Source organism: Tenacibaculum sp. (assembly GCF_050290165.1).
Taxonomy (GTDB): domain Bacteria; phylum Bacteroidota; class Bacteroidia; order Flavobacteriales; family Flavobacteriaceae; genus Polaribacter.
Genome location: NZ_JBNKHD010000002.1, coordinates 159,801 through 179,297, shown reverse-complemented (window position 1 = coordinate 179,297; position 19,497 = coordinate 159,801). Strand labels below are relative to the sequence as shown.

Genomic DNA, 19,497 nt, shown 5'->3' with positions numbered 1-19,497 from the left:
CTCATAATTGTTTAATTATGAGCTTTTTTAATAATGTTTAGTGTAGTTTTTAATTTCTGTATTAAAGCGATAATTTCTGTTTCATCATAACTAGCAAAACCTACTCGCATAGCATTATGATTTAAGTTTGCTAAATCATAACGTTTCCAATCTCCTATTTCTAATTGGTGTTTTTTAGCTTCAATAGCGACATCTTTCCAAGAATACTTTTTATTTAATTGTAACCATACCGCCATCCCTCCTTTTGGAATCTCAAACTCAAAATAATCTTTTAATTCTTCGTTTAATAGCTTGCAAAATAAATCACGACGCTGTTGGTATACTTTTATAATTTTACGAATATGTCTATCCAAATCTCCAGATTTAATAAACTCTGAGAATGTTAGTTCTAACAAAGCATCTCCTTGCCTATCAACAAAACCTCTTAACTTGGAAGCTTCCGTAACAAAATCTTCGGAAGCAATCAAATAACCAATTCTAAAAACAGGAGCTACTGTTTTACAAATAGAGCCAATGTAAATCACATTCCCATTAGAATCGTGGCTTGCTAAAGGTAATATAGGGGCATGATTGTAATTAAAATCGTAATCATAATCATCTTCAATAATTGCAAAATTATATTTCTGTGCTAGATTTAATAAATGAATTCTTCTCTCTGCAGATAGTGTTACTGTTGAAGGATGATGATGATGTGAGGTTGTGTAAACGGCTTTTATACGCTGCTTTTTGCATAATTCCTCAATTTCGTTAACAACTAAACCATTGTTGTCAACAGTAATTCTTTTAATCTGCGCATTTTGATGTATAAAAGTAATATCAGCAGATGAGTAATTAGTATCACCTACAACAATAATATCATCGGGTTGTATAAGTAGTTGAGAAGATAGCCACATACCCATTTGACTTCCTCGGGTAACTAGAATATTATCTTTTGTTATTTTTAAACCTCTTGAAGCGTTTAAATATTCAGCTAGAGTTTCTCTTAGTTGTGTGTTTCCATAGGTAGAAGTATAATCCAAATGTTTATAGACCATTTTCTTAGAAGCGATTCTACGGTAAATTCTTGCAATTTCATTAGTTGGAGTAAGTCTAGTGTCAGACGTTCCGTCATTAAGGTAAATAACATCTTCCTTTCTATTAGTGTCTTTTATAGGAAAGCGGTCATTTTTATAAAATATAAAACCTGCTTTTTGTTTTTGAGGATTGTCAATTTTAGAAGTAAAATCCAATTGCTGAATTATAGGTAGGTTGGTATTTACGAAAGTACCTTTCTTAGGAATACTTTCCAGCCAGCCTTGTAACAGCAATTCTTCGTAACAAGCCACAACCGTTTTTCGATGAATTTGAAGTAAGTCAGCCAGTGCTCTTGAGCTTGTTAATTTAGTTCCAGGTATTAGTTTTCCTTCGCTCATTAATACTATAAATTGATTTGCAAGTTGCAGATATATAGGTTCTTTTGAGTTTTTGTCAATTTTTAAGGTTGTTTTGTATGGGAACATCTGGACTATTTATTATTTTAATTCTGGACGATTATTATAGACCATAAAAGTACTATTTTTGAGTAATAAAATTATACGAAAAATGATAAAACAAGATTTAAAACAGGTTGAATTTAATGAGTATTATAGCGGATATTTGAACAAATTACCCGATACGCTTTCGCTGATTAAAGGTTATGAAAAAGGTAAAAAAGACGTAATTGATTTTTTTACTTCTATTCCAGAAGAAAAACTAACATATCGATACCTACCAGAAAAATGGAGCATTAAAGAAGTTTTCCAACATCTGATAGATACAGAGCGTGTTTTTATGTACAGATGCTTTAGAATTGCTCGTAAAGATGCTACTCCACTTTCAGGTTTTGATCAAGATACATACATAACTCCATCAAGAGCGGATTACAAATCGTTGGATCAACTAATTAAGGAATTTGAGATAAATAGAAATAACTCAATTAGTTTATTACAAAGTTTATCAGATGAAGACTTACAGTTTATAGGGAATTCAAATGGTGGAGCAATGTCAGCAAGAGCAGCAGCATTTATAGTGTTAGGGCATGATATTTGGCACATTGATATAGTTAAAGAGCGTTATTTATAATTGTTTTTGATATAAAAAATAATAAGGATGCATATACCTTCTATGTTTAAGTTCGAGGATGATAAGGAGAAAATTGCTTTTATGAAAAAGTATAGTTTTGCAACAATCATCACAAATAAAGGGAGTGTTCCAATAGCAACTCAGTTACCATTTGTTGTGAAAGAAGATTCAGGTAAATTGGTATTGTCTGGTCATTTTGGTGTCGCGAATGAACAAGTTAAGTTTATAGAGAATAATACTTCTTTAGTTATTTTTACAGAACCACACGCCTACATTTCTCCTGCTCACTATGAAAAAAATAAAAATGTACCTACTTGGGATTATATTTCCGTGCATGCATATGGTGAGGCTAAAATTATTCATGACAATGAGAAAAAACTAAGCGCTATTGAAGAAATGATAGACTTCTATGAAAAAGATTATCAAAAGCAATGGAGTGGTTTGCCAGAGGGCTATAAAAATGGAATGCTAAGAGGAATCGTTGCTTTTGAACTTGAAGTAACTGAATTACAAGGGCAACAAAAATTGAGTCAAAATAGAACAGAAAAAGAGATAGAAAGAATAACTGAGCATTTAGAGAATAGTGAAGTGGGAACTGAAAAAGATTTAGCCCAATATATTAAATCAAAAAACTATTACGTATAAATGTTAGAAATTAGGCCTAATTGTGAACATTGTGGTAAAGATTTACCTAATACTTCTACTGAGGCGATGATTTGCAGTTTTGAGTGCACTTATTGTAAAGAATGTGCTTTGGAAATTTTTGAAAATGTGTGTCCTACCTGTTCGGGAAATTTTGTTTCCAGACCTATTAGACCTCAAAAGTTTATTGAAAAATATCCTGCATCTATTAAAAGAGTTTTTGATAAGAAGGATTTAGAAAAAGCTAGGTTAAACTCCAATAAGTATAAAAATATAAATCCAGAAGAGCGATAAAATGATTGAAATTAGAACAGCATCAGAAAAAGATATTGAAGTCATAGCTTTATTAGGTAGAGTTACATATTCTGAGTCTCATGGTCATTTTATCGATGATTTTTCAGACTTAGTAAAGTATAATGATGAAGCTTTTTCAATACAGAAAACTAAAGAAAATTTATTAGATAAAAACAATATATACTTTATAGCGTATGTGAATGGTTTTCCTGTAGGTTATGCAAAACTTATCTTGCATGCTACAATTGATTGTGTAACCTCTAAAAATGTATGTAGACTAGAAAGAATATATATACTTAATGAGTTTATAGGAAGGCAAATAGGAAGTAAATTGCTTGAGGCTTGTATTCAAAAGGCTATTCAGCAAAATTTTGATGAGCTTTGGTTAACTACTTATATCAAAAATGAGAAAGCTATTCAGTTTTACCAAAAACAACAATTTCAGAGAATGGGAACGTATAATTTCTTGGTAAATGGAAAGGGATATGAGAATATTGTTTTTTCTATGGATTTTAAAAAAAAAACAGTTTAAGCAATGCAAGAGTATCCGAAGTCAAAGTTGAATAGAGTTAAAAGAGGGCAAAATCGAGCTAATTATAATGTAGCTCAGATTAACGCTATTTTAGATGCTGGTTTTATAGGTTTCGTAAGTTATGTTTATGAAGGAAATGCGATTTCTTTACCAATGGCTTACGGAAGAAAAGAAGATAAAATATATTTACACAGTTCACAAGCAAATAGAATGCTACTCTCCCTTATAGAAGCAGGAGAAATGAGCATGACGGTAATGCACTTAGATGCATTGGTGTTGGCGCGTTCAGGGTTGCATCATTCAGTTAATTATCGTTCTGCAACATTGTTCGGTACTGTTAAAGTACTTGAAAATGATAAAGAAAAAGAAGAAGCATTAGCATGTTTTATGGATCATATGATTCCAGAAAGGTGGAATGAAATACGTCCAATGCATCAGCACGAACTAGATAGAACTTTGGTTATAGAAATGACAATTAAAACAGCATCTGCTAAAATTAGAGATGTTGGTGTAAATGATGAACCAGAAGATGAAAGTTTACCTATTTGGGCTGGATTAGTGCCTTTAAAACAAGTAGTGCTCCCTCCTATTTCTGATGAAAAACTAAAAAAAGATATTCAAGTACCAAATCACGTAATTGAGTATTATAATATGCATAAATAAGTGTTTTGTGTAATTAAAAATAGAAGTACATTACAGATATGAAAAAATACGATGTTGTAATTCTTACTGAAAAGAGATATGTAAACCCTAAAGAGGTTAATAATTATATCCAAAATGTTTTAAATGAAGATAATCATATAAAAGTAGCATTAGAAAATAAAGGTTTAGCCGTAATACGGTTATCTTGGGATAATGCTGATTTTGATTGGAGTACAACTAGATTTGTACTGTTTAGAACTACTTGGGATTATTTTGATCGTTTTGATGAATTCTCAATATGGCTAAATAAAGTAAGTAAACAAACTGTTTTGCTTAATTCAGAAAAAATAATCCGATGGAATATTGATAAACATTACCTACAGGATTTACAGGAGAAAGGTATTCATATTTGTGAGTCATATTTTGTAGAAAAGGGAACGCAGTCAACATTAAAAGAACTTTCTATTATATACGGTTTAAAAGAGTTTGTTTTAAAGCCATGTGTTTCAGGTGCAGGAAGACATACCTATAAAATCAATTCAGAAAGTATTGAAGAGTATGAAGGTGTTTTTTCTGAGTTAATAGCTCAAGAGGCAATGATATTACAGCCTTTTCAATATAACATTGTTGAGAAAGGAGAAATTTCATTGATGGTGATGAATGGAAAATTCACCCATGCTGTTTTAAAAATGGCTAAAAAGGGAGATTTTAGGGTGCAAGATGATTTTGGTGGAACGGTTCATAACTATACTCCTACTCAACAGGAAATAGAATTTGCAGAGAATGCAGTAAAAGCTTGTATAGAAATACCAATTTATGCAAGAGTTGATATTTTTACTGATAACAATAATAAGCTAGCTATAGCTGAATTAGAGTTAGTTGAGCCAGAGTTATGGTTTAGAAATTACCCAGAAGCAGCGAATGAACTTGCAGATGGAATTAATCAGCTAATTAATCAAAAAGAAAAAGTAGTTTAATAACTAATTAGTAGCATATAAAAAAGAGCAGTATCATTACTGCTCTTTTTGTTTTTATAATAAAGAAAGATTACTTTCCAAAACTATAAGAGATTCCGAAATTAATACCAAAAGAAGAATAAGGTACTTTTTCAGATAATTGCTTGCGAGCATAAGGGTTTCCTTGTGCTTCAAGATACTCAGCAGTTGTTAATTCATCGACATATAAAATTTCTTTTGAGTAGCCAGCAGGTAAATTATCAATAGTAGCAACAACCATTCTGTTTCCATCAGGAGTAACAATTTCTGAGTTAAATTCTTTGAAAATAGCTTTATCTCTAGTAACACTAATTCCCATATATTCTAATTCAGCAAATAAAGAAACTTTATTAGAAAGTTCATGTTTGTAGCCAATTGCTCCTGTGAAACCTAAAGGAAAACGACCTTTGTAATCTTGAGTAAAAGTAGTTTCATTATATGTTCCGTCAGGGAAATTTCCACCGTTAGGAGTTGGTTGTCCAGAAATATCTTGTTTGATATACCCTTTAGCTTCAGTTTCTCCTCCAACTTTAACTAACGCTCCAAAGCGACCATAAATATTATTGGTGAATTTATATACTAAGGATGCAGAAGCTCCAAAAGCTCTAGCTCTAGCAATTACATCTACATCATTTCCAGGTAAAGTTACTTTTCTAATAGTTTGATCTGTTCCGTGTAGGTAACCGAAAGAAGCTTCAACACCAAAAGTGTCGTTGAAAAAATAACCACCTCTTAATTGAGTATGCATACCCTCACCATAACTTCCATAGGTATTTTTTACTTTAGTAGCTGTTGTTTCTGTTCCAAATCTTACACCTGCGCTAGAAATAGAATATCCTCCACTAGCAGATACATAAAATTGAGCACTTGCACTCATTGTTGCTAAAATCATAGCAAGCATTAAAATACTTTTTCTCATAAAATAAATTATTTGTTAACTTTAAATTGATTAAAAGATAACAAACCTAGTAAAAATCTATGATTGTGTGCGGTAATAACTGTTAAAATATCAGTATTATTGCGAGGAAAAATAACCCTTTTAGTGAACAAAGCTATACTACATACTGATATTCAGAATTATATTGAAAACCATTTAAAAGTTAATGTTGAGCAGTTAATTTTTAAAGGGAGTCCTTTTGAAGAGGTTTCTGTTCAAGAACTGGCAAATCAAATTGTAGCGAAAAATAAATCGGAGAAAAAGTTACCTACTTGGTTTCAAACAAAAAACATCTATTATCCCCCAAAACTGAGTATTGAACAAACTTCCTCAGAAATTACAGCCAACTATAAATCAATATTAATAAAGGGAGATTCTATTATCGATATTACAGGTGGATTTGGGGTGGATTGTTTAGCTTTTTCTAAGCACTTTGAAAAGGTTACACATTGTGAGATAAATAAGGAGTTGTCAGTGATTGTTTCGTATAATTATAAACAATTAAATATTGGTAATGTTGATACTGTTGCTGAAGATGGTTTAGAATACCTAAAAAGAACATCAAAAACATTTGATTGTATTTATGTTGATCCTTCCCGAAGAAATGATGCTAAAGGTAAAGTGTTTTTGCTGAGCGATTGTTTGCCAAATGTACCTGAAAATTTAGATTTTTTATTTACAAAATCGGATACTATATTAATTAAAAACTCACCAATTTTTGATATTACTGCAGCGATAAATGAACTAAATTTTGTGAAAGAAATTTATGTGATAGCAGTTAAAAATGAAGTTAAAGAGTTGCTTTTTTTACTAAAAAAAGAATATAAAGGAGAAATTGAAGTAAAAACTGTTAATTTATTGAAAAATAATAATCAAGAGTTTTATTTTTTGTTAAATAGTAACTCTGAAGTTAAATACCTATTACCTCAAAATTATATCTACGAGCCTAATGCAGCGATATTAAAATCCGGAGGCTTTAATGAAGTAGCTAATCAGTTAAATGTAGCTAAGTTACATCAACATTCACATTTATATACTTCAGAAACTTTAGTAAAAGATTTTCCAGGTAGAGTTTTTAAAATAAATGCGATATATCATTACAATAAAAAGAGTTTAAAAAAACATATTACAGTTACAAAAGCTAACATTACAACACGCAACTTTCCTAAAACAGTAGCACAAATTAGAAAAGAAACAAAATTAAAAGATGGTGGCGATACCTATCTTTTCTTTACTACCAACATAAATAGCGAGTTGATAGTTATTGATTGTGAAAAAAACCATTAGTTTTTACATACGATTATATAAAATATACCGTTCTTTTTTAAGAAGGGAAGAGTCCCTAGGAAGGTATGTTTTGTTGTTATAGGGGTAATGAAACATATCGAAAAGTCCTGATTATTAAATTAGGGCTTTTCTTTTTATTTTACTTTTAGTTAAATTTGCTTATATAATGAAGCAAACACATACTTATCAATCTATAAAATTATCGGAAAATTCTTTTGAGAAAATTGATGACACTCTTGTTGTTGAAGCTCCTTTACAAATAAATATAAATGGTGAATCCTATACAGTTGTAATGCGTACACCAGGAAATGATGAAGAACTCGTGAGAGGGTTGTTGTATGCTGAAGATATTTGTAAAAAAAAGAACGATTTAGAGGTGACCATAATTAAAGAAGAAAAGGATAATTCAACTATAATAAATGTTGTTATTCCTCCTAGTAAATTAGGAAAAGGTTATATGAATAAGCGTACACTTTTGTCTGTTTCTTCCTGTGGAATTTGTGGAAAAAAAGAACTAGAAGACTTAAAAGTTGAAGGTAATCCATTACAATCAAGGCTTAAAGTATCTGTTGAGATGGTCTTTACTATGTTTTTAAAAATGAATAATTTACAAATTTTATTTAAAGATACAGGAGGAAGTCATGCGTGTGCTATTTTTAATTCTAATCAAGAGCTACTAACTGTAAAAGAGGATATCGGTCGTCATAATGCGGTGGATAAGTGTATTGGTGATTTATTAGTTAGAGAAACTCTAAAAAATGCTGCCTATATGTTGGTTAGTGGTAGGGTATCTTATGAAATTGTTTCCAAAGCATTTTTTGCTAAAATACCAGTTATTATTGCAGTTTCTGCTTGTTCATCTTTAGCGGTAGATTTTGCTAAAGAATTTGGTATATGCCTTATTGGATTTACAAGAAACCAAAAAATGACCATTTATTCTAATCCACAATATCTTAGTTGCGATTAAGAGTATCAATTACGTTTTTTAGTATAGAATTATCATATTTCATTAGAAATCTACTAGATTTATTGCTAATTAAAAAAGATTTGTATTTTAGTGGCAAACAAATCATTATACAATTATGCCTTTTATAGAAGAAGATAAGTTTAAGTTAATGCAAGAAGACTTAGACAATGCAAAACTAAAAAGAGAAGAAGCTGAAAATGAATTGAATACTATTCAAGAAGAAATGAGCTCTTTAAAAAGAAGTTCAAGAAATTTACCAATTTTACTAGGACTATTATTAGGTCTAGCTCTTGGAGCTACATACTATTTTTATACTAATGGCGGCGGTGAAGCATTGTTGAATAATGTAGATATTGAAAAAGTAAAAAAAGATGAAGCTTTTAGAGTATTAGACAGTATTAGTCGAGCTCAAGCAAGAGCTGCTCGAAATAACTCTACAGACAATTCATCAGATTCAGATATTGATACAGATGCTTTAGTTGATGATGTAGCGCAAAGTATAAATGGGAAAACAATTTATTCGGTACAAATAGGTGTGCTTTCTCAAAAACAATATCCTTTATTATCATCAGAAGTAATTCCATCTACTGTTACTCCAGAAAATGGTTATTTCAAATATTCATTAGGGTTATTTACTTCTTTAGAAGAAGCTAGAAACTTAAAAAATGAATTAGTAAAGATTGGGTTTAGTGATGCTTTTGTAGCTTCTTATATTGATGGTGAACGTCAACAAATACTTAATTAATATTTTTTAATGCTAAACATTATTTATAAACGAACACTCATAGTATGTTTACTAATGAGTGTTCATTTTTTTTATGCGCAAACCAATGTTGTTCCTGAAAGAAACACGCAATTAGGTTTTGGGCAAATAGATTTTTTATCCATAAAAATGCCTGATGGAGAGCAGAATATGGATTATGCAGGACTCCATTACAATTTAAAACTGAATGATTGGAGTTATGCAGGGATTGGTTTGTATGGTGCTGTTGGAGGTATTAGAGGTGGTTTTTTTACTTTAGGAGTAAATGCAGGAATACAACCAAAAATTACCGATAAACTTTTTGTGGATGCTGGACTTCATTTTGGTGGAGGTGGCGGAGCATCTGCTCCTGATGGTGGTGGTGCTTTTATTTTACCACACCTTAATTTAGGATATGATTTCAAACACTTCTCTGCTACTGCTGGGTATAGTTATGTTGATTTTTTTGATGGAGGAACAATCAATAGTAGCCAATTCAATGTAGCTGTACAAATCCCATTATCGTTTGACACGGCTAGCTTTAAAGAAAGAGAAAACTCTTTTTCAATTGAAGATTTAAGAACTACATCATGGAATAACCTAAGTAACCGAATTTCTTTACTAATGCACTTAAATAATGCACGTGTAACTAAAGGTTCTTATGAAGGAAATACAATACGTTTAGCAGGCTTTGAGTTGAATTCATATATCACAGATGATTTTTTCTTTTTTGTAAGGGCTGATGGTGCTTATCACGGAATTAAAGCTGGTTACATGGATATTTTTTTAGGAGGGGGTTATCACCTTTCGATGAATAAAAACCGCACAAATATCTTAGCTAAATTAGGTGTTGGTGCTGGCGGTGGCGGCGGTGTCGATACTAAAGGAGGTTTTTTAATTTATCCAGATATTTCTCTAGAGCAAAAATTGTTTAGCAACATATACGCTTCTATTAACAAAGGATTTATGATGAGTCCAGAATCTCATTTTGTGTCTTCTACTTATGGATTAGGATTAAAATATTATGTTGATAGAGATGGAAGTCTTTCAAATGAGAGAGAATTTTCAGAAGGAAAGTTTAAAGGCTTTGAAGCAATTATTAAGCAAGATCTATATCTAGATGCTGCTAGAGATGGTGGATTTAATCAAAACATGCATCAAATATCTTTACAGTTAAACTTCTTCTTAAATAAATATTTATACGCAGCGGGACAAACATCTTTTGCTGATTTTGGAGATGCTGGTGCTTATGCAGAAGGAATTGTAGGTTTAGGTGTACAAACTAATGAGTTTTTTGGTAATACTACTTCTATTTTTGCTCAAGTATTAGGAGGTGCTGCAGGTGGTGGCGGTATTAGTACTGGTCAAGGTTTGATTGTAAAACCAAGTGTAGGAATAAAACATAAAATTACTGATAAACTGTATATAAGAGGAGGTTTAGGATATGTAAAAGCGAGAGGTGGAAGCTTAAGTAATTCGTATCTTAATTTAGGTTTATCCTACCGTTTCTCTTTTTTAAGTGTTAAATAAAACAATTAGGGTTTAGCATAATTTTTAACAGCATAATCTCCCCAATTGGCAATAGACTGGATTAACGGAATTAGAGTTTCACCTAATTCCGTTAATTTATATTCTACTTTTAAAGGTGGTTTATGAGTGTATACTTTCCTACTTATAATACCATCTTCTTCAAGCTTTTTTAATTGCAAGCTTAAAGTTCTTTCAGTAACAGCAGGCATAGATTTTCTTAATTCGTTATATCGTTGTTTACCCTCTATTAAGTGGTAAAGAATTACAGTTTTCCACTTCCCTCCTATAACTCCCATTGTTAAACTAGTGCAACAAGGGTATTTTTTACCTTTAAATAAAAGTTCACTATGTTGGTGTTCTACTTGCATTTTATACTATCCTTTTTAACCGTTATTGCAAAGATATTTTACTATACTTAATTTTGCAACTATAATTTTTATAGTAAAAAAGAAAATATGAGTTTTAAAGAATTAATGAACAAACGTTACACTACGAAGAAGTATGACAATTCAAAAAAAATTAGCGAAGAAAAGATTGAAGATTTAAAAGAAATACTTCGTTTAAGTCCTTCGTCAATTAACAGTCAACCTTGGAGATTTACTTTTGTATCTGATGAAGAAACAAAAAAAGAGTTATCAGAAGTTTCTTGGTTGAATACCAGTAAGGTATTGGAAAGTGATACAGTTGTAGTATTTAGTAGAATAAATGATATTTCTTTGTTTGAAAAACAAATAGAAAAAGGATTACCAGAGGGGGCTGTTAATTACTATAAAGAGTTTATAAAACCAAAATCTGAAACAGAAATTAAGGCGTGGTTTGATAGACAGGTATATTTAGCTTTGGGAGTGTTTTTAAGTGCATGTGCAGAAATGGGTATAGATTCTACACCAATGGAAGGAATTGAGCCAGAAAATTATGATAAAATCCTTAATCAAAAAGATTATGCAACTATAGTAGCTGTGGCTATAGGTTATAGAGATGAAGAAGATTTTAATCAACCAAGTAAAAAAGCGAAATCGAGAATTGAGGCTAATGAGGTTGTTAAAGCTATTTAGTAAGACAAACAATAACGGTTTAGTTTATATACAATTAAATCGTTATTGTTTTAATTTAGCTTATATTACTCCATATACCACTTGTTTTACGAAGTTTTTCATAAACATTAAGCAAACTAGCATTTTCAGGTTTAGATAAATTAGGGTCTTCCTGTAGCAAGTTTATAGCAATTTGTCGTGCTTTATGTAGTATAGAGCTATCTTTTACAACATCAGCAATCTTAAGGTTTAATACTCCACTTTGTTGAGTTCCCATAATATTTCCAGGACCACGTAGTTTTAAATCTACTTCAGCAATTTTAAATCCATCCGTAGTTTCTACCATGGTTTGTAAACGAGTTTTTCCATCGGAAGATAATTTATAACTCGATAATAAAATACAGTAACTTTGTTCAGCTCCACGTCCTACCCTACCTCGTAACTGATGCAATTGACTCAATCCAAAACGCTCAGCACTTTCAATAACCATTACAGAAGCATTAGGTACGTTCACTCCTACTTCTATTACAGTAGTTGCTACCATAATTTGAGTATCTCCTTTAGCAAAACGATCCATTTCGTAATCTTTGTCAGCAGGTTTCATTTGTCCATGAACAATACTTATTTGGTATTTAGGAGAAGGAAATTCTCGTGAGATACTCTCATATCCGTCCATTAAATCCTTATAATCCATCGCTTCAGATTCTTGAATTAAAGGATATACCACATAAGCTTGTCTACCTTTAGCTATTTCGTCTTTTAGAAACTTAAAAACAGCTAAACGATTGCTATCGTAACGATGTACAGTTTTTATTTTTTTACGTCCAGGGGGTAATTCATCAATAACAGAAATATCCAAATCACCATATACAGACATAGCTAAAGTTCTTGGAATAGGTGTTGCTGTCATTACTAAAATATGTGGAGGAATGGCTCTACCATCAGATGAGCTCTTTTGCCATAACTTTCTTCGTTGAGCCACTCCAAAACGATGTTGTTCATCAATAATTGCAATTCCAAGATTGTTAAACTGTACTTTATCTTCTAAAATAGCGTGAGTACCTATCAAGATATGTAAAGAACCATCTTCTAGACTTTCGTGAATTTCTCTACGCTTTTTTGTCTTGGTTGAACCTGTAAGTAGTTCTACTTGAATATCTGTGCTTTTTAATAAGTCAACAATCCCATTGTAATGTTGTATAGCTAAAATTTCTGTAGGAGCCATAATAGTAGCTTGGTGACCATTATCGATTGCTAACAACATCGTTAATAAAGCCACAATCGTTTTTCCAGAACCTACATCACCTTGTAATAAACGATTCATATGAGCTCCAGAACCTACATCTTTACGAATTTCTTTCAATACACGTTTTTGTGCATTGGTTAAATCAAAGGGTAAATAATTGTTGTAAAAATTGGTAAACTCCTCACCTACATGTTCAAAAACAAACCCTTTTAGTTTTGATTTTCGGATGAGTTTTTTTTGTAATAATTGGAGTTGAATAAAAAACAATTCCTCAAATTTCAATCGATATTGTGCCTTGGCTAATAATTCTTGATTTTTAGGAAAATGAATATTTAATAGCGATTCTTTTTTTCCTAAAACCTGTTGTTCTTCTATAAAATACTGCGGAAAAGTTTCTTCAATACTACCATATGCTTGCTGAAACAAATTTTGAATCATGCCGCGAATTACTTTGTTACTGATTCCTTTTGTGCTCAGTTTTTCAGTAGATGGATACACAGGTTGCATAGCCATCTGTAATTTACTTTTGTACTCCTTAACTGTTTCCATTTCTGGATGCGGCATATTAGGAGTACCGTTGTACCAATTTAACTTTCCATAAATTACATACGGAGTATCTATTTTTAAGCTGTCTTTAATCCATTTTACACCTTTAAACCACACTAATTCCATAGATCCCGTATTATCAGAAAAAACAGCCACTAATCGACTTCCTCTCTTTTGTTTTACGGTTTTTACACCTGTAATTTTTCCCACAATTTGAACTTCAGCAGAATTTTGCTGTAATTGATTGATGGTATAAAACTGTGTTTTATCAATATATCTAAAAGGAAATAAATGCAACAAATCTCTACAGGTTTTAATACCTAATTCGGTATATAACAATTCTGCTCTTGCTACACTAACACCTTTGATATATGTTACAGGCTGGTTTAAATTCATGAAAAAACTTTAGTAATAGGGGTTATTTGACGTTAAAAGTTAACTGTGCTCCTTCCCAACAAAATTCTTTTGTCTCTAGTGTTACTTTTGTATGATTACTTTCTTCATCTATTATTTCTCCTCCCTCTCTTTTTAAGATTATTTTTCCTTTTTGTCCTCCTTGGTCAGAAGGAAAAACTACATCTTCTTTAAACCAAAATAAACCTGCTTCTGATATACTAGACAGTTCAATTGATTTTACTAATGAAGTACCATTGTTAAATAAATAATAGCCACCTCCTTCAACTCCACAAGCTTCAGCTATATAATCTATATAAATCATGTTTTTAATAGCGTCAACCCCTTTATTATCATAAGCTTTAATGGTGAAAATAGTGGTTTTTAGTTTTGAGTTATTTTCAATATAATCATTATCTCCGTTCACTACTCTTACTGAAATATATGTATCGTTTTTTTCTTTTTTTAGAGCAACCAAGTATGTAGATTCTGCTATTTTTTTTGAATCAAGTGCTAATAAACCACCAAGTACATATCCTTCTTCATTTTTATGTTTCACTTTATACCAGTTATGTATAAACCCATTGTATAACTGTTTTTCAGGAGATTTTTCTAGTATAATTACTTCTGAAGCTATTTTTAATAGAGAAATTACTTCTGAATCGGTAGTGGGTTCTTTTCTCAATTTTACATCATCTCCAAATAAATAGACCTTTTGGTTTGGAGTAAACTCTTTTAAAGGTTCAATGTAAACTTCTTGTGCAGTAGCACATAAAATACTTTTTAAAGATAAAAGAAGTATTAATTTAAATAATTTCATTTATAACTTTTGATTAGCTCTTTTTACTCTTAACGAAAATACAAAAAGCCATTAAAATCAACTATCTTTGCACACTTAAATTCATCAAATGAGATTACATAGAAATTTAGTTTTTGCGGTTATAGATAGCCTACGCGATATTTTTAATGAAGATGTGTATGCAGATAAGGCGGTTGAGCAAGCATTAAAAAGAGATAAACGCTGGGGAGCACGTGATAGAAAATTTGTAGCTGAAACAATTTATGATATTGTTCGTTGGAAACGATTATATGCTGAAATAGCAAATGTAAAAACTCCTTATTCTCGTCCAGATCTATGGAGACTGTTTGCTGTTTGGTGTGTATTAAAAGGAATTCAATTACCAGATTGGAATCAGATAGAACCTACTCCTTCAAGAAGAATTAAAGGAAAGTTTGATGAATTACTAAAAATAAGAAAATTTAGAGAGTCTATACCTGATTGGATAGATGAAGTTGGTGTTGAAGAATTAGGAGAAGAAGTTTGGACGAAAGAAATAGCGGCTTTAAACAAACAAGCAGAAGTTATTTTACGTACAAATACTTTAAACATTACGAAGGAAAAGCTTCAAAAGATGTTAGCTTCTGAAGGAATTGAAACAGAATTTATCAAAGGATATGATGATGCTTTAAAACTGGTTGAGCGCGCAAATGTATTTAAAACAGAAGCCTTTAAAAAAGGCTTTTTTGAAGTACAAGATGCTTCTTCACAATTAGTAGCTGCTTATTTAGATATTGAACCTGGAATGAAAGTGGTAGATACTTGTGCTGGTGCTGGCGGTAAAACGTTACATATAGCTTCATTAATGAAAAATAAGGGGCAAATCATAGCGATGGATATTTACGAGAGTAAATTAAAAAAGCTTAAAGTTCGTGCTCGAAGAAATGGCGTTCACAATATTGATACTCGTGTGATTGATTCTACTAAAGTAATTAAAAAGCTACAAGGTAAAGCAGACAGAGTTTTAATAGATGCTCCTTGTTCTGGTTTAGGGGTTATTCGTAGAAATCCTGATAGTAAATGGAAATTGCAACCTGAATTTTTAGATCAAATTCGTGGTACACAACAAGAAGTGTTACAACAGTATTCTAAAATGGTGAAACCAGGCGGAAAGTTAGTATATGCTACTTGTTCAGTATTACCTTCTGAAAATCAACAACAAGTGCAATTCTTTTTAGCTTCTGATGCTGGTAAAGATTTTACCTTTGTTAAAGATGAAAAAGTGTTAGCACATACCTCTGGTTATGACGGATTTTATATGGCACTTTTAGAAAGAAAATAGTTTTAATAGAAACAAAAAAATAAAGAAGGCTCGAGAGATATCTCGAGCCTTCTTTTTCAATCAACTATTAAAAACTAACTAATCACCTAAACATTACTTGTTAAGTAATTATATGTATATAAGACGATGTTTTTTTTAAATCGTTACGCCTGTAAATAAGCTTTAACATTATTTTAAGAGACATAAACAAAGGATTTTTGTTAAGTACTGATTTACAGTCTATTTTGTTTTTGTGTTATTTATAACTACATTTAACTATAACTAACTTAAAAACAAATTTTATGACAAACTCAGACAAACCCACAACACTTTTTTGGATTATCGGTGTTGCAGCCTTAATTTGGAATGGACTAGGAGTTATGCAATACTTAACTCTAGCGTACATGACCGATGACATGAGAGCAGCATTACCAGAAGCCGAAAGGGCATTATACGAAAACATACCTGCTTGGGTTACTGCAGCCTTTGCCGTTGCTGTATTTGGTGGTTTACTAGGAAGTATCTTTTTATTAATGAGAAAAAAAGTAGCAAAAACTGCATTTCTTCTTTCTTTGATAGCCATTATTGTTCAGATGTCTTATAACTTATTTATGAGTAGGGCTGCTGAAGTTTACGGACCTGGAGGAATAGTGATGCCTATAATGGTAATAATCATAGGCGTTTTTTTATTGTTGTATTCAAAGAGGTCAACAGAAAAAGGTTGGTTATTGTAATTTTGAAGAAATAATAAAATTATATATATGCTGCTTTTTTCAAAGCAGCATTTTTTTATTCAAATAGCACAAAAATAAACTCAGCAACACAAGCGGGTTTTTCTTGCCCTTTTATTTCAATAACACAGTCAAAAGTTAGTTTTTTTCCATTTTGAAAGTCTTCTATTTGTTTAAGAGAACTTACCAAACGTAATTTACTATTTACAGGAACTGAATTAGGGAAACGTACCTTGTTCAATCCATAATTTAACGCCATTTTCACGCTTTTAATTTCAAATAAGTTTGAAATCAACTCAGAAAGCATAGAAACAGACATAAATCCATGCGCTATTGTTGTTTTTGTAGGAGAATATTTAGCAGCTTTTTCCTCATCAACATGAATCCATTGTTTGTCATGAGTAGCATTTGCAAAATCATTAATCATTTGTTGTGTTACAATATACCACTCTCCTACTGGTAACTGTTTTCCTTCTAATTTTTTTAGCTCATTTAAATTTGATAATACTAGCTTTTCCATAGTTGTAAGTTATTTACCAAAAATATCTTTTTTAACTCTAGGGAGCTCTAATTTATACTGTACAGCAATTGTTCTTATTACAACAATAATAGAAGCAGATATGATGAACTGCAAATCCTCATTCATTTGAAGAGGATTTAAAAGTAAGTATACTACTCCCCCTGCTAAACAAGCAGAAGCATAAATTTCTCTATGGAAAATCAGTGGGATTTCATTAGTTAATACATCTCTAATTACTCCCCCCATAACAGCAGAAGACATCCCCATAACAAGTGCTACAAACGGATGTAAATCAAAATTGAGCCCTTTTTGAACACCAAGTAAGGTAAATACACTAATACCAATAGTATCGAATAAAAACATGGTTTTTCTCAAAGGAGCTATTTTGCTTCTAAATAAAAAAGTGGCTACTACTGCAGTAAGTATCGTCCAAATATAATTGATATCACCAATCCAATTTATAGGATGTGCATTGATGAGCACATCACGTGTCATACCACCACCTACAGCAGTAACAAAAGCAATAATAAGAACTCCAAAAACATCAAATTTTTTACGAATAGCGACCAATGCACCACTAATAGCAAAGGCAAAGGTACCTGCGATGTCTATGGCGTAAATTATACTCATTTTATATTGATATTTCTGAAAATTGTATTTGCAATTCTTTTTCTATTTCTGTAATACGATTTCTTTCGTTTTGAAGAATCAAGGCTAAAGAAACCCCTCTTTTACCAGCTCTTGCAGTTCTACCACTTCGGTGTGTGTAGTATTCTAACTTTTCTGGTATTTGATGATGCAATACAAAACTTAAGTTTTGAACGTCTATTCCTCGTGCAGCTACATCTGTAGAAACTAATACTTGAAGACTTTCATTTTTAAAGGCACGCATTACTTTATCACGTTCTTTTTGTTGCATGTCACCTTCTAGAGCTTCTACTGAAAATCCTTCTTCTTTAAGTTCTTTTGTTAATTTTTGAGCGCCAGCTTTGGTTCTCGTAAAAATAATACCTCTTTCAGCTTGTCTTTTTTCTAAAAAGGAAACAATAAGGTCTTTTTTTTCTTGAATGGTTGTTTGTACAAATTGATGTGTAATATTAGCATTCACCAAAGAGTTTTTATTTACTTCAACCTGTTTTGTTGATGTATTCATGTATTTTTTTATAATACTTCTTATCTCGTCAGGCATAGTAGCAGAAAACAACCATGTTTTACGAGTACCAGAGGTATACTTTAAAATACGGTTTAACTCTAGTTTAAACCCCATACTTAACATTTCATCAGCCTCATCAAGTACTAACGTTTTGATATTTTTTAAGTTGACGTCTCCTCTTTCTATCAAATCAATCAAGCGTCCTGGTGTGGCAACAACAATATGGGTTGTTCTTTTTAAGTTATTGATTTGACGATCAATTTTTTCTCCTCCAAAAACTGCTTCAATAAAAATTCTATCATCTACATATTTGGTAAATTTAAATAGTTGTTTTTTTATTTGTTGCGCTAATTCTCTCGTAGGAGCTAATATTAAGGCTTGAATTGTGTCTTTTGAAGTGTCTATTTTATGTAGAATAGGTAATCCGTAGGCAGCAGTTTTACCTGTTCCTGTTTGTGCTAAACCTATAAAATCTGAATTGTTTTCAAGTAAATATGGGATGGTTTCCTCTTGTACTTCAGTAGGAGTTGTTATTCCTAACTCTTTCAATCCTTTCACATACTCTTTTCGTACTCCTAATGTGGTAAATGTTGTCATTGTGTAAATTTATAGGTGCAAAGATATTGTTTCTTTTTACGGTAGTAATAAGTTTGTTACTTCTTTCGTAATTCTTCTAGGTTTTTTCGTAGTAGCATCTAGTAAACAAAAAGTTGTTTGAGATTTTACCAACAGCGTTTCACCTCTATACATTTCAAAATGACGTACTGATTTTATTCCTTCTGTTTTACCTACCCAAGTTCTTAAGGTAATTTCATCGCCTAATACTGCTTGATTTTTGTAATCAACTTCATGACGAATAACAAACCAAACATAATCGAGATTTGTTACATTTTTTGATAGTTCTTTCCAGTGAGCATCTGAGATATTTTGCATCCATTGTACGTAAACTACATTATTTACATGGTTATATTCGTCTATTTCGTCAGAAGTTACAATATGCTTTTGTTCAAATAAATTCATGTAACAAACTTAAAGGATTGATGTTAATTATTACTTAAATCTAACCTAGTTTTTAATTTTGATAGATAATTCGTGTTAATTTAGTCA

Annotated in this window: 22 protein-coding genes; 13 read left to right on the top strand and 9 right to left on the bottom strand. The window is 31.3% G+C overall.

Annotation, left to right across the window (positions count from 1 at the left end; translation table 11 throughout):
• Positions 1-11: 11 nt before the first annotated feature.
• A complete protein-coding gene (locus ACQY6M_RS02805) occupies positions 12-1,499 on the bottom strand; it encodes a PLP-dependent aminotransferase family protein (protein ID WP_428740295.1) in 1,488 nt (495 codons plus the stop codon).
• Positions 1,500-1,581: 82 nt separating this feature from the next.
• On the opposite strand from ACQY6M_RS02805, the gene ACQY6M_RS02800 reads away from it, so the two are divergent.
• From ACQY6M_RS02800 to ACQY6M_RS02775, 6 genes are read left to right on the top strand one after another with little or no spacing between them, the layout of a single operon-like run.
• The gene (locus ACQY6M_RS02800; RefSeq protein ID WP_428740294.1) at positions 1,582-2,100 is read left to right on the top strand and encodes a DinB family protein; all 519 of its coding nucleotides are present in this window, start codon (positions 1,582-1,584) and stop codon (positions 2,098-2,100) included.
• Positions 2,101-2,127: 27 nt separating this feature from the next.
• A complete protein-coding gene (locus tag ACQY6M_RS02795) occupies positions 2,128-2,745 on the top strand; it encodes an FMN-binding negative transcriptional regulator (protein WP_428740293.1) in 618 nt (205 codons plus the stop codon).
• The gene (locus tag ACQY6M_RS02790; RefSeq protein WP_428740292.1) at positions 2,746-3,036 is read left to right on the top strand and encodes a DUF1272 domain-containing protein; all 291 of its coding nucleotides are present in this window, start codon (positions 2,746-2,748) and stop codon (positions 3,034-3,036) included.
• A gap of 1 nt (position 3,037) precedes the next feature.
• On the top strand, positions 3,038-3,568 hold the full coding sequence (locus ACQY6M_RS02785) for a GNAT family N-acetyltransferase (RefSeq protein WP_428740291.1): 531 nt from the start codon (positions 3,038-3,040) through the stop codon (positions 3,566-3,568).
• Positions 3,569-3,571: 3 nt separating this feature from the next.
• Entirely contained in the window at positions 3,572-4,231 is a 660-nt protein-coding gene (locus ACQY6M_RS02780; RefSeq protein WP_428740290.1) for a pyridoxamine 5'-phosphate oxidase family protein, read from the top strand.
• Between the two features lie 38 nt (positions 4,232-4,269).
• Positions 4,270-5,187, top strand: a complete 918-nt coding sequence (locus tag ACQY6M_RS02775) for an ATP-grasp domain-containing protein (RefSeq protein WP_428740289.1) — start codon at positions 4,270-4,272, stop codon at positions 5,185-5,187.
• Positions 5,188-5,257: 70 nt separating this feature from the next.
• On the opposite strand, the gene ACQY6M_RS02770 is transcribed toward ACQY6M_RS02775, so the two are convergent.
• On the bottom strand, positions 5,258-6,124 hold the full coding sequence (locus tag ACQY6M_RS02770) for an outer membrane beta-barrel protein (RefSeq protein ID WP_428740288.1): 867 nt from the start codon (positions 6,122-6,124) through the stop codon (positions 5,258-5,260).
• Positions 6,125-6,247: 123 nt separating this feature from the next.
• Here ACQY6M_RS02770 and ACQY6M_RS02765 point away from each other — a divergent pair, with 123 nt between their 5' ends.
• From ACQY6M_RS02765 to ACQY6M_RS02750, 4 genes are all read left to right on the top strand, one after another.
• On the top strand, positions 6,248-7,429 hold the full coding sequence (locus ACQY6M_RS02765; protein ID WP_428740287.1) for a class I SAM-dependent methyltransferase: 1,182 nt from the start codon (positions 6,248-6,250) through the stop codon (positions 7,427-7,429).
• Between the two features lie 166 nt (positions 7,430-7,595).
• Positions 7,596-8,396 (top strand): formate dehydrogenase accessory sulfurtransferase FdhD, encoded by an 801-nt coding sequence (fdhD, locus tag ACQY6M_RS02760; RefSeq protein WP_428740286.1) that lies wholly within the window; start codon positions 7,596-7,598, stop codon positions 8,394-8,396.
• Positions 8,397-8,511: 115 nt separating this feature from the next.
• Positions 8,512-9,141: an SPOR domain-containing protein gene (locus ACQY6M_RS02755; protein ID WP_428740285.1), complete on the top strand. Its 630-nt coding sequence runs from the start codon at positions 8,512-8,514 to the stop codon at positions 9,139-9,141.
• A 54-nt stretch (positions 9,142-9,195) separates the two neighbouring features.
• A complete protein-coding gene (locus ACQY6M_RS02750; RefSeq protein WP_428740284.1) occupies positions 9,196-10,668 on the top strand; it encodes a hypothetical protein in 1,473 nt (490 codons plus the stop codon).
• A 5-nt stretch (positions 10,669-10,673) separates the two neighbouring features.
• Here ACQY6M_RS02750 and ACQY6M_RS02745 read toward each other — a convergent pair whose 3' ends face one another.
• Positions 10,674-11,036: a winged helix-turn-helix transcriptional regulator gene (locus ACQY6M_RS02745; protein WP_428740283.1), complete on the bottom strand. Its 363-nt coding sequence runs from the start codon at positions 11,034-11,036 to the stop codon at positions 10,674-10,676.
• An 87-nt stretch (positions 11,037-11,123) separates the two neighbouring features.
• Here ACQY6M_RS02745 and ACQY6M_RS02740 point away from each other — a divergent pair, with 87 nt between their 5' ends.
• Positions 11,124-11,723 carry a nitroreductase family protein gene (locus tag ACQY6M_RS02740; RefSeq protein WP_428740282.1) on the top strand — a complete coding sequence of 200 codons (600 nt, stop codon included), beginning with the start codon at positions 11,124-11,126 and terminating at the stop codon, positions 11,721-11,723.
• Positions 11,724-11,778: 55 nt separating this feature from the next.
• Here the strand turns inward: ACQY6M_RS02740 and recG are convergent, their stop codons facing one another.
• Positions 11,779-13,890, bottom strand: coding sequence for an ATP-dependent DNA helicase RecG (gene recG, locus ACQY6M_RS02735; RefSeq protein WP_428740281.1), 2,112 nt, complete (start codon positions 13,888-13,890; stop codon positions 11,779-11,781).
• 22 nt (positions 13,891-13,912) lie between these two features.
• Positions 13,913-14,707: an SH3 domain-containing protein gene (locus ACQY6M_RS02730; protein WP_428740280.1), complete on the bottom strand. Its 795-nt coding sequence runs from the start codon at positions 14,705-14,707 to the stop codon at positions 13,913-13,915.
• An 88-nt stretch (positions 14,708-14,795) separates the two neighbouring features.
• On the opposite strand from ACQY6M_RS02730, the gene ACQY6M_RS02725 reads away from it, so the two are divergent.
• Together ACQY6M_RS02725 and ACQY6M_RS02720 are read left to right on the top strand one after the other, a co-directional pair.
• A complete protein-coding gene (locus tag ACQY6M_RS02725; protein ID WP_428740279.1) occupies positions 14,796-16,007 on the top strand; it encodes an RsmB/NOP family class I SAM-dependent RNA methyltransferase in 1,212 nt (403 codons plus the stop codon).
• A gap of 281 nt (positions 16,008-16,288) precedes the next feature.
• Entirely contained in the window at positions 16,289-16,720 is a 432-nt protein-coding gene (locus tag ACQY6M_RS02720) for a hypothetical protein (protein WP_428740278.1), read from the top strand.
• Positions 16,721-16,775: 55 nt separating this feature from the next.
• On the opposite strand, the gene ACQY6M_RS02715 is transcribed toward ACQY6M_RS02720, so the two are convergent.
• Genes ACQY6M_RS02715 through ACQY6M_RS02700 form a run of 4 tightly spaced genes read right to left on the bottom strand, consistent with a single transcriptional unit; the run spans position 16,776 to position 19,410 of the window.
• A complete protein-coding gene (locus ACQY6M_RS02715) occupies positions 16,776-17,237 on the bottom strand; it encodes a MaoC family dehydratase (RefSeq protein ID WP_428740277.1) in 462 nt (153 codons plus the stop codon).
• A 9-nt stretch (positions 17,238-17,246) separates the two neighbouring features.
• Entirely contained in the window at positions 17,247-17,867 is a 621-nt protein-coding gene (locus tag ACQY6M_RS02710) for a trimeric intracellular cation channel family protein (protein WP_428740276.1), read from the bottom strand.
• A gap of 1 nt (position 17,868) precedes the next feature.
• The gene (locus ACQY6M_RS02705) at positions 17,869-18,987 is read right to left on the bottom strand and encodes a DEAD/DEAH box helicase (RefSeq protein WP_428740275.1); all 1,119 of its coding nucleotides are present in this window, start codon (positions 18,985-18,987) and stop codon (positions 17,869-17,871) included.
• 36 nt (positions 18,988-19,023) lie between these two features.
• Positions 19,024-19,410: an acyl-CoA thioesterase gene (locus ACQY6M_RS02700; protein WP_428740274.1), complete on the bottom strand. Its 387-nt coding sequence runs from the start codon at positions 19,408-19,410 to the stop codon at positions 19,024-19,026.
• Positions 19,411-19,497 lie beyond the last annotated feature (87 nt).

Excerpts from the sequence above, each read along its gene's own strand:
- ACQY6M_RS02725 (WP_428740279.1), top strand. The coding sequence starts at position 14,796 with ATGAGATTACATAGAAATTTAGTTTTTGCGGTTATAGATAGCCTACGC.
- ACQY6M_RS02745 (WP_428740283.1), bottom strand. The coding sequence starts at position 11,036 with ATGCAAGTAGAACACCAACATAGTGAACTTTTATTTAAAGGTAAAAAA.
- ACQY6M_RS02700 (WP_428740274.1), bottom strand. The coding sequence starts at position 19,410 with ATGAATTTATTTGAACAAAAGCATATTGTAACTTCTGACGAAATAGAC.
- ACQY6M_RS02770 (WP_428740288.1), bottom strand. The coding sequence starts at position 6,124 with ATGAGAAAAAGTATTTTAATGCTTGCTATGATTTTAGCAACAATGAGT.
- ACQY6M_RS02780 (WP_428740290.1), top strand. The coding sequence starts at position 3,572 with ATGCAAGAGTATCCGAAGTCAAAGTTGAATAGAGTTAAAAGAGGGCAA.
- fdhD (WP_428740286.1), top strand. The coding sequence starts at position 7,596 with ATGAAGCAAACACATACTTATCAATCTATAAAATTATCGGAAAATTCT.
- ACQY6M_RS02750 (WP_428740284.1), top strand. The coding sequence starts at position 9,196 with ATGAGTGTTCATTTTTTTTATGCGCAAACCAATGTTGTTCCTGAAAGA.
- ACQY6M_RS02740 (WP_428740282.1), top strand. The coding sequence starts at position 11,124 with ATGAGTTTTAAAGAATTAATGAACAAACGTTACACTACGAAGAAGTAT.
- ACQY6M_RS02775 (WP_428740289.1), top strand. The coding sequence starts at position 4,270 with ATGAAAAAATACGATGTTGTAATTCTTACTGAAAAGAGATATGTAAAC.
- ACQY6M_RS02805 (WP_428740295.1), bottom strand. The coding sequence starts at position 1,499 with ATGTTCCCATACAAAACAACCTTAAAAATTGACAAAAACTCAAAAGAA.
- ACQY6M_RS02795 (WP_428740293.1), top strand. The coding sequence starts at position 2,128 with ATGCATATACCTTCTATGTTTAAGTTCGAGGATGATAAGGAGAAAATT.
- ACQY6M_RS02755 (WP_428740285.1), top strand. The coding sequence starts at position 8,512 with ATGCCTTTTATAGAAGAAGATAAGTTTAAGTTAATGCAAGAAGACTTA.
- ACQY6M_RS02710 (WP_428740276.1), bottom strand. The coding sequence starts at position 17,867 with ATGAGTATAATTTACGCCATAGACATCGCAGGTACCTTTGCCTTTGCT.
- ACQY6M_RS02720 (WP_428740278.1), top strand. The coding sequence starts at position 16,289 with ATGACAAACTCAGACAAACCCACAACACTTTTTTGGATTATCGGTGTT.
- ACQY6M_RS02705 (WP_428740275.1), bottom strand. The coding sequence starts at position 18,987 with ATGACAACATTTACCACATTAGGAGTACGAAAAGAGTATGTGAAAGGA.
- ACQY6M_RS02785 (WP_428740291.1), top strand. The coding sequence starts at position 3,038 with ATGATTGAAATTAGAACAGCATCAGAAAAAGATATTGAAGTCATAGCT.
- ACQY6M_RS02730 (WP_428740280.1), bottom strand. The coding sequence starts at position 14,707 with ATGAAATTATTTAAATTAATACTTCTTTTATCTTTAAAAAGTATTTTA.
- ACQY6M_RS02800 (WP_428740294.1), top strand. The coding sequence starts at position 1,582 with ATGATAAAACAAGATTTAAAACAGGTTGAATTTAATGAGTATTATAGC.
- ACQY6M_RS02790 (WP_428740292.1), top strand. The coding sequence starts at position 2,746 with ATGTTAGAAATTAGGCCTAATTGTGAACATTGTGGTAAAGATTTACCT.
- recG (WP_428740281.1), bottom strand. The coding sequence starts at position 13,890 with ATGAATTTAAACCAGCCTGTAACATATATCAAAGGTGTTAGTGTAGCA.
- ACQY6M_RS02715 (WP_428740277.1), bottom strand. The coding sequence starts at position 17,237 with ATGGAAAAGCTAGTATTATCAAATTTAAATGAGCTAAAAAAATTAGAA.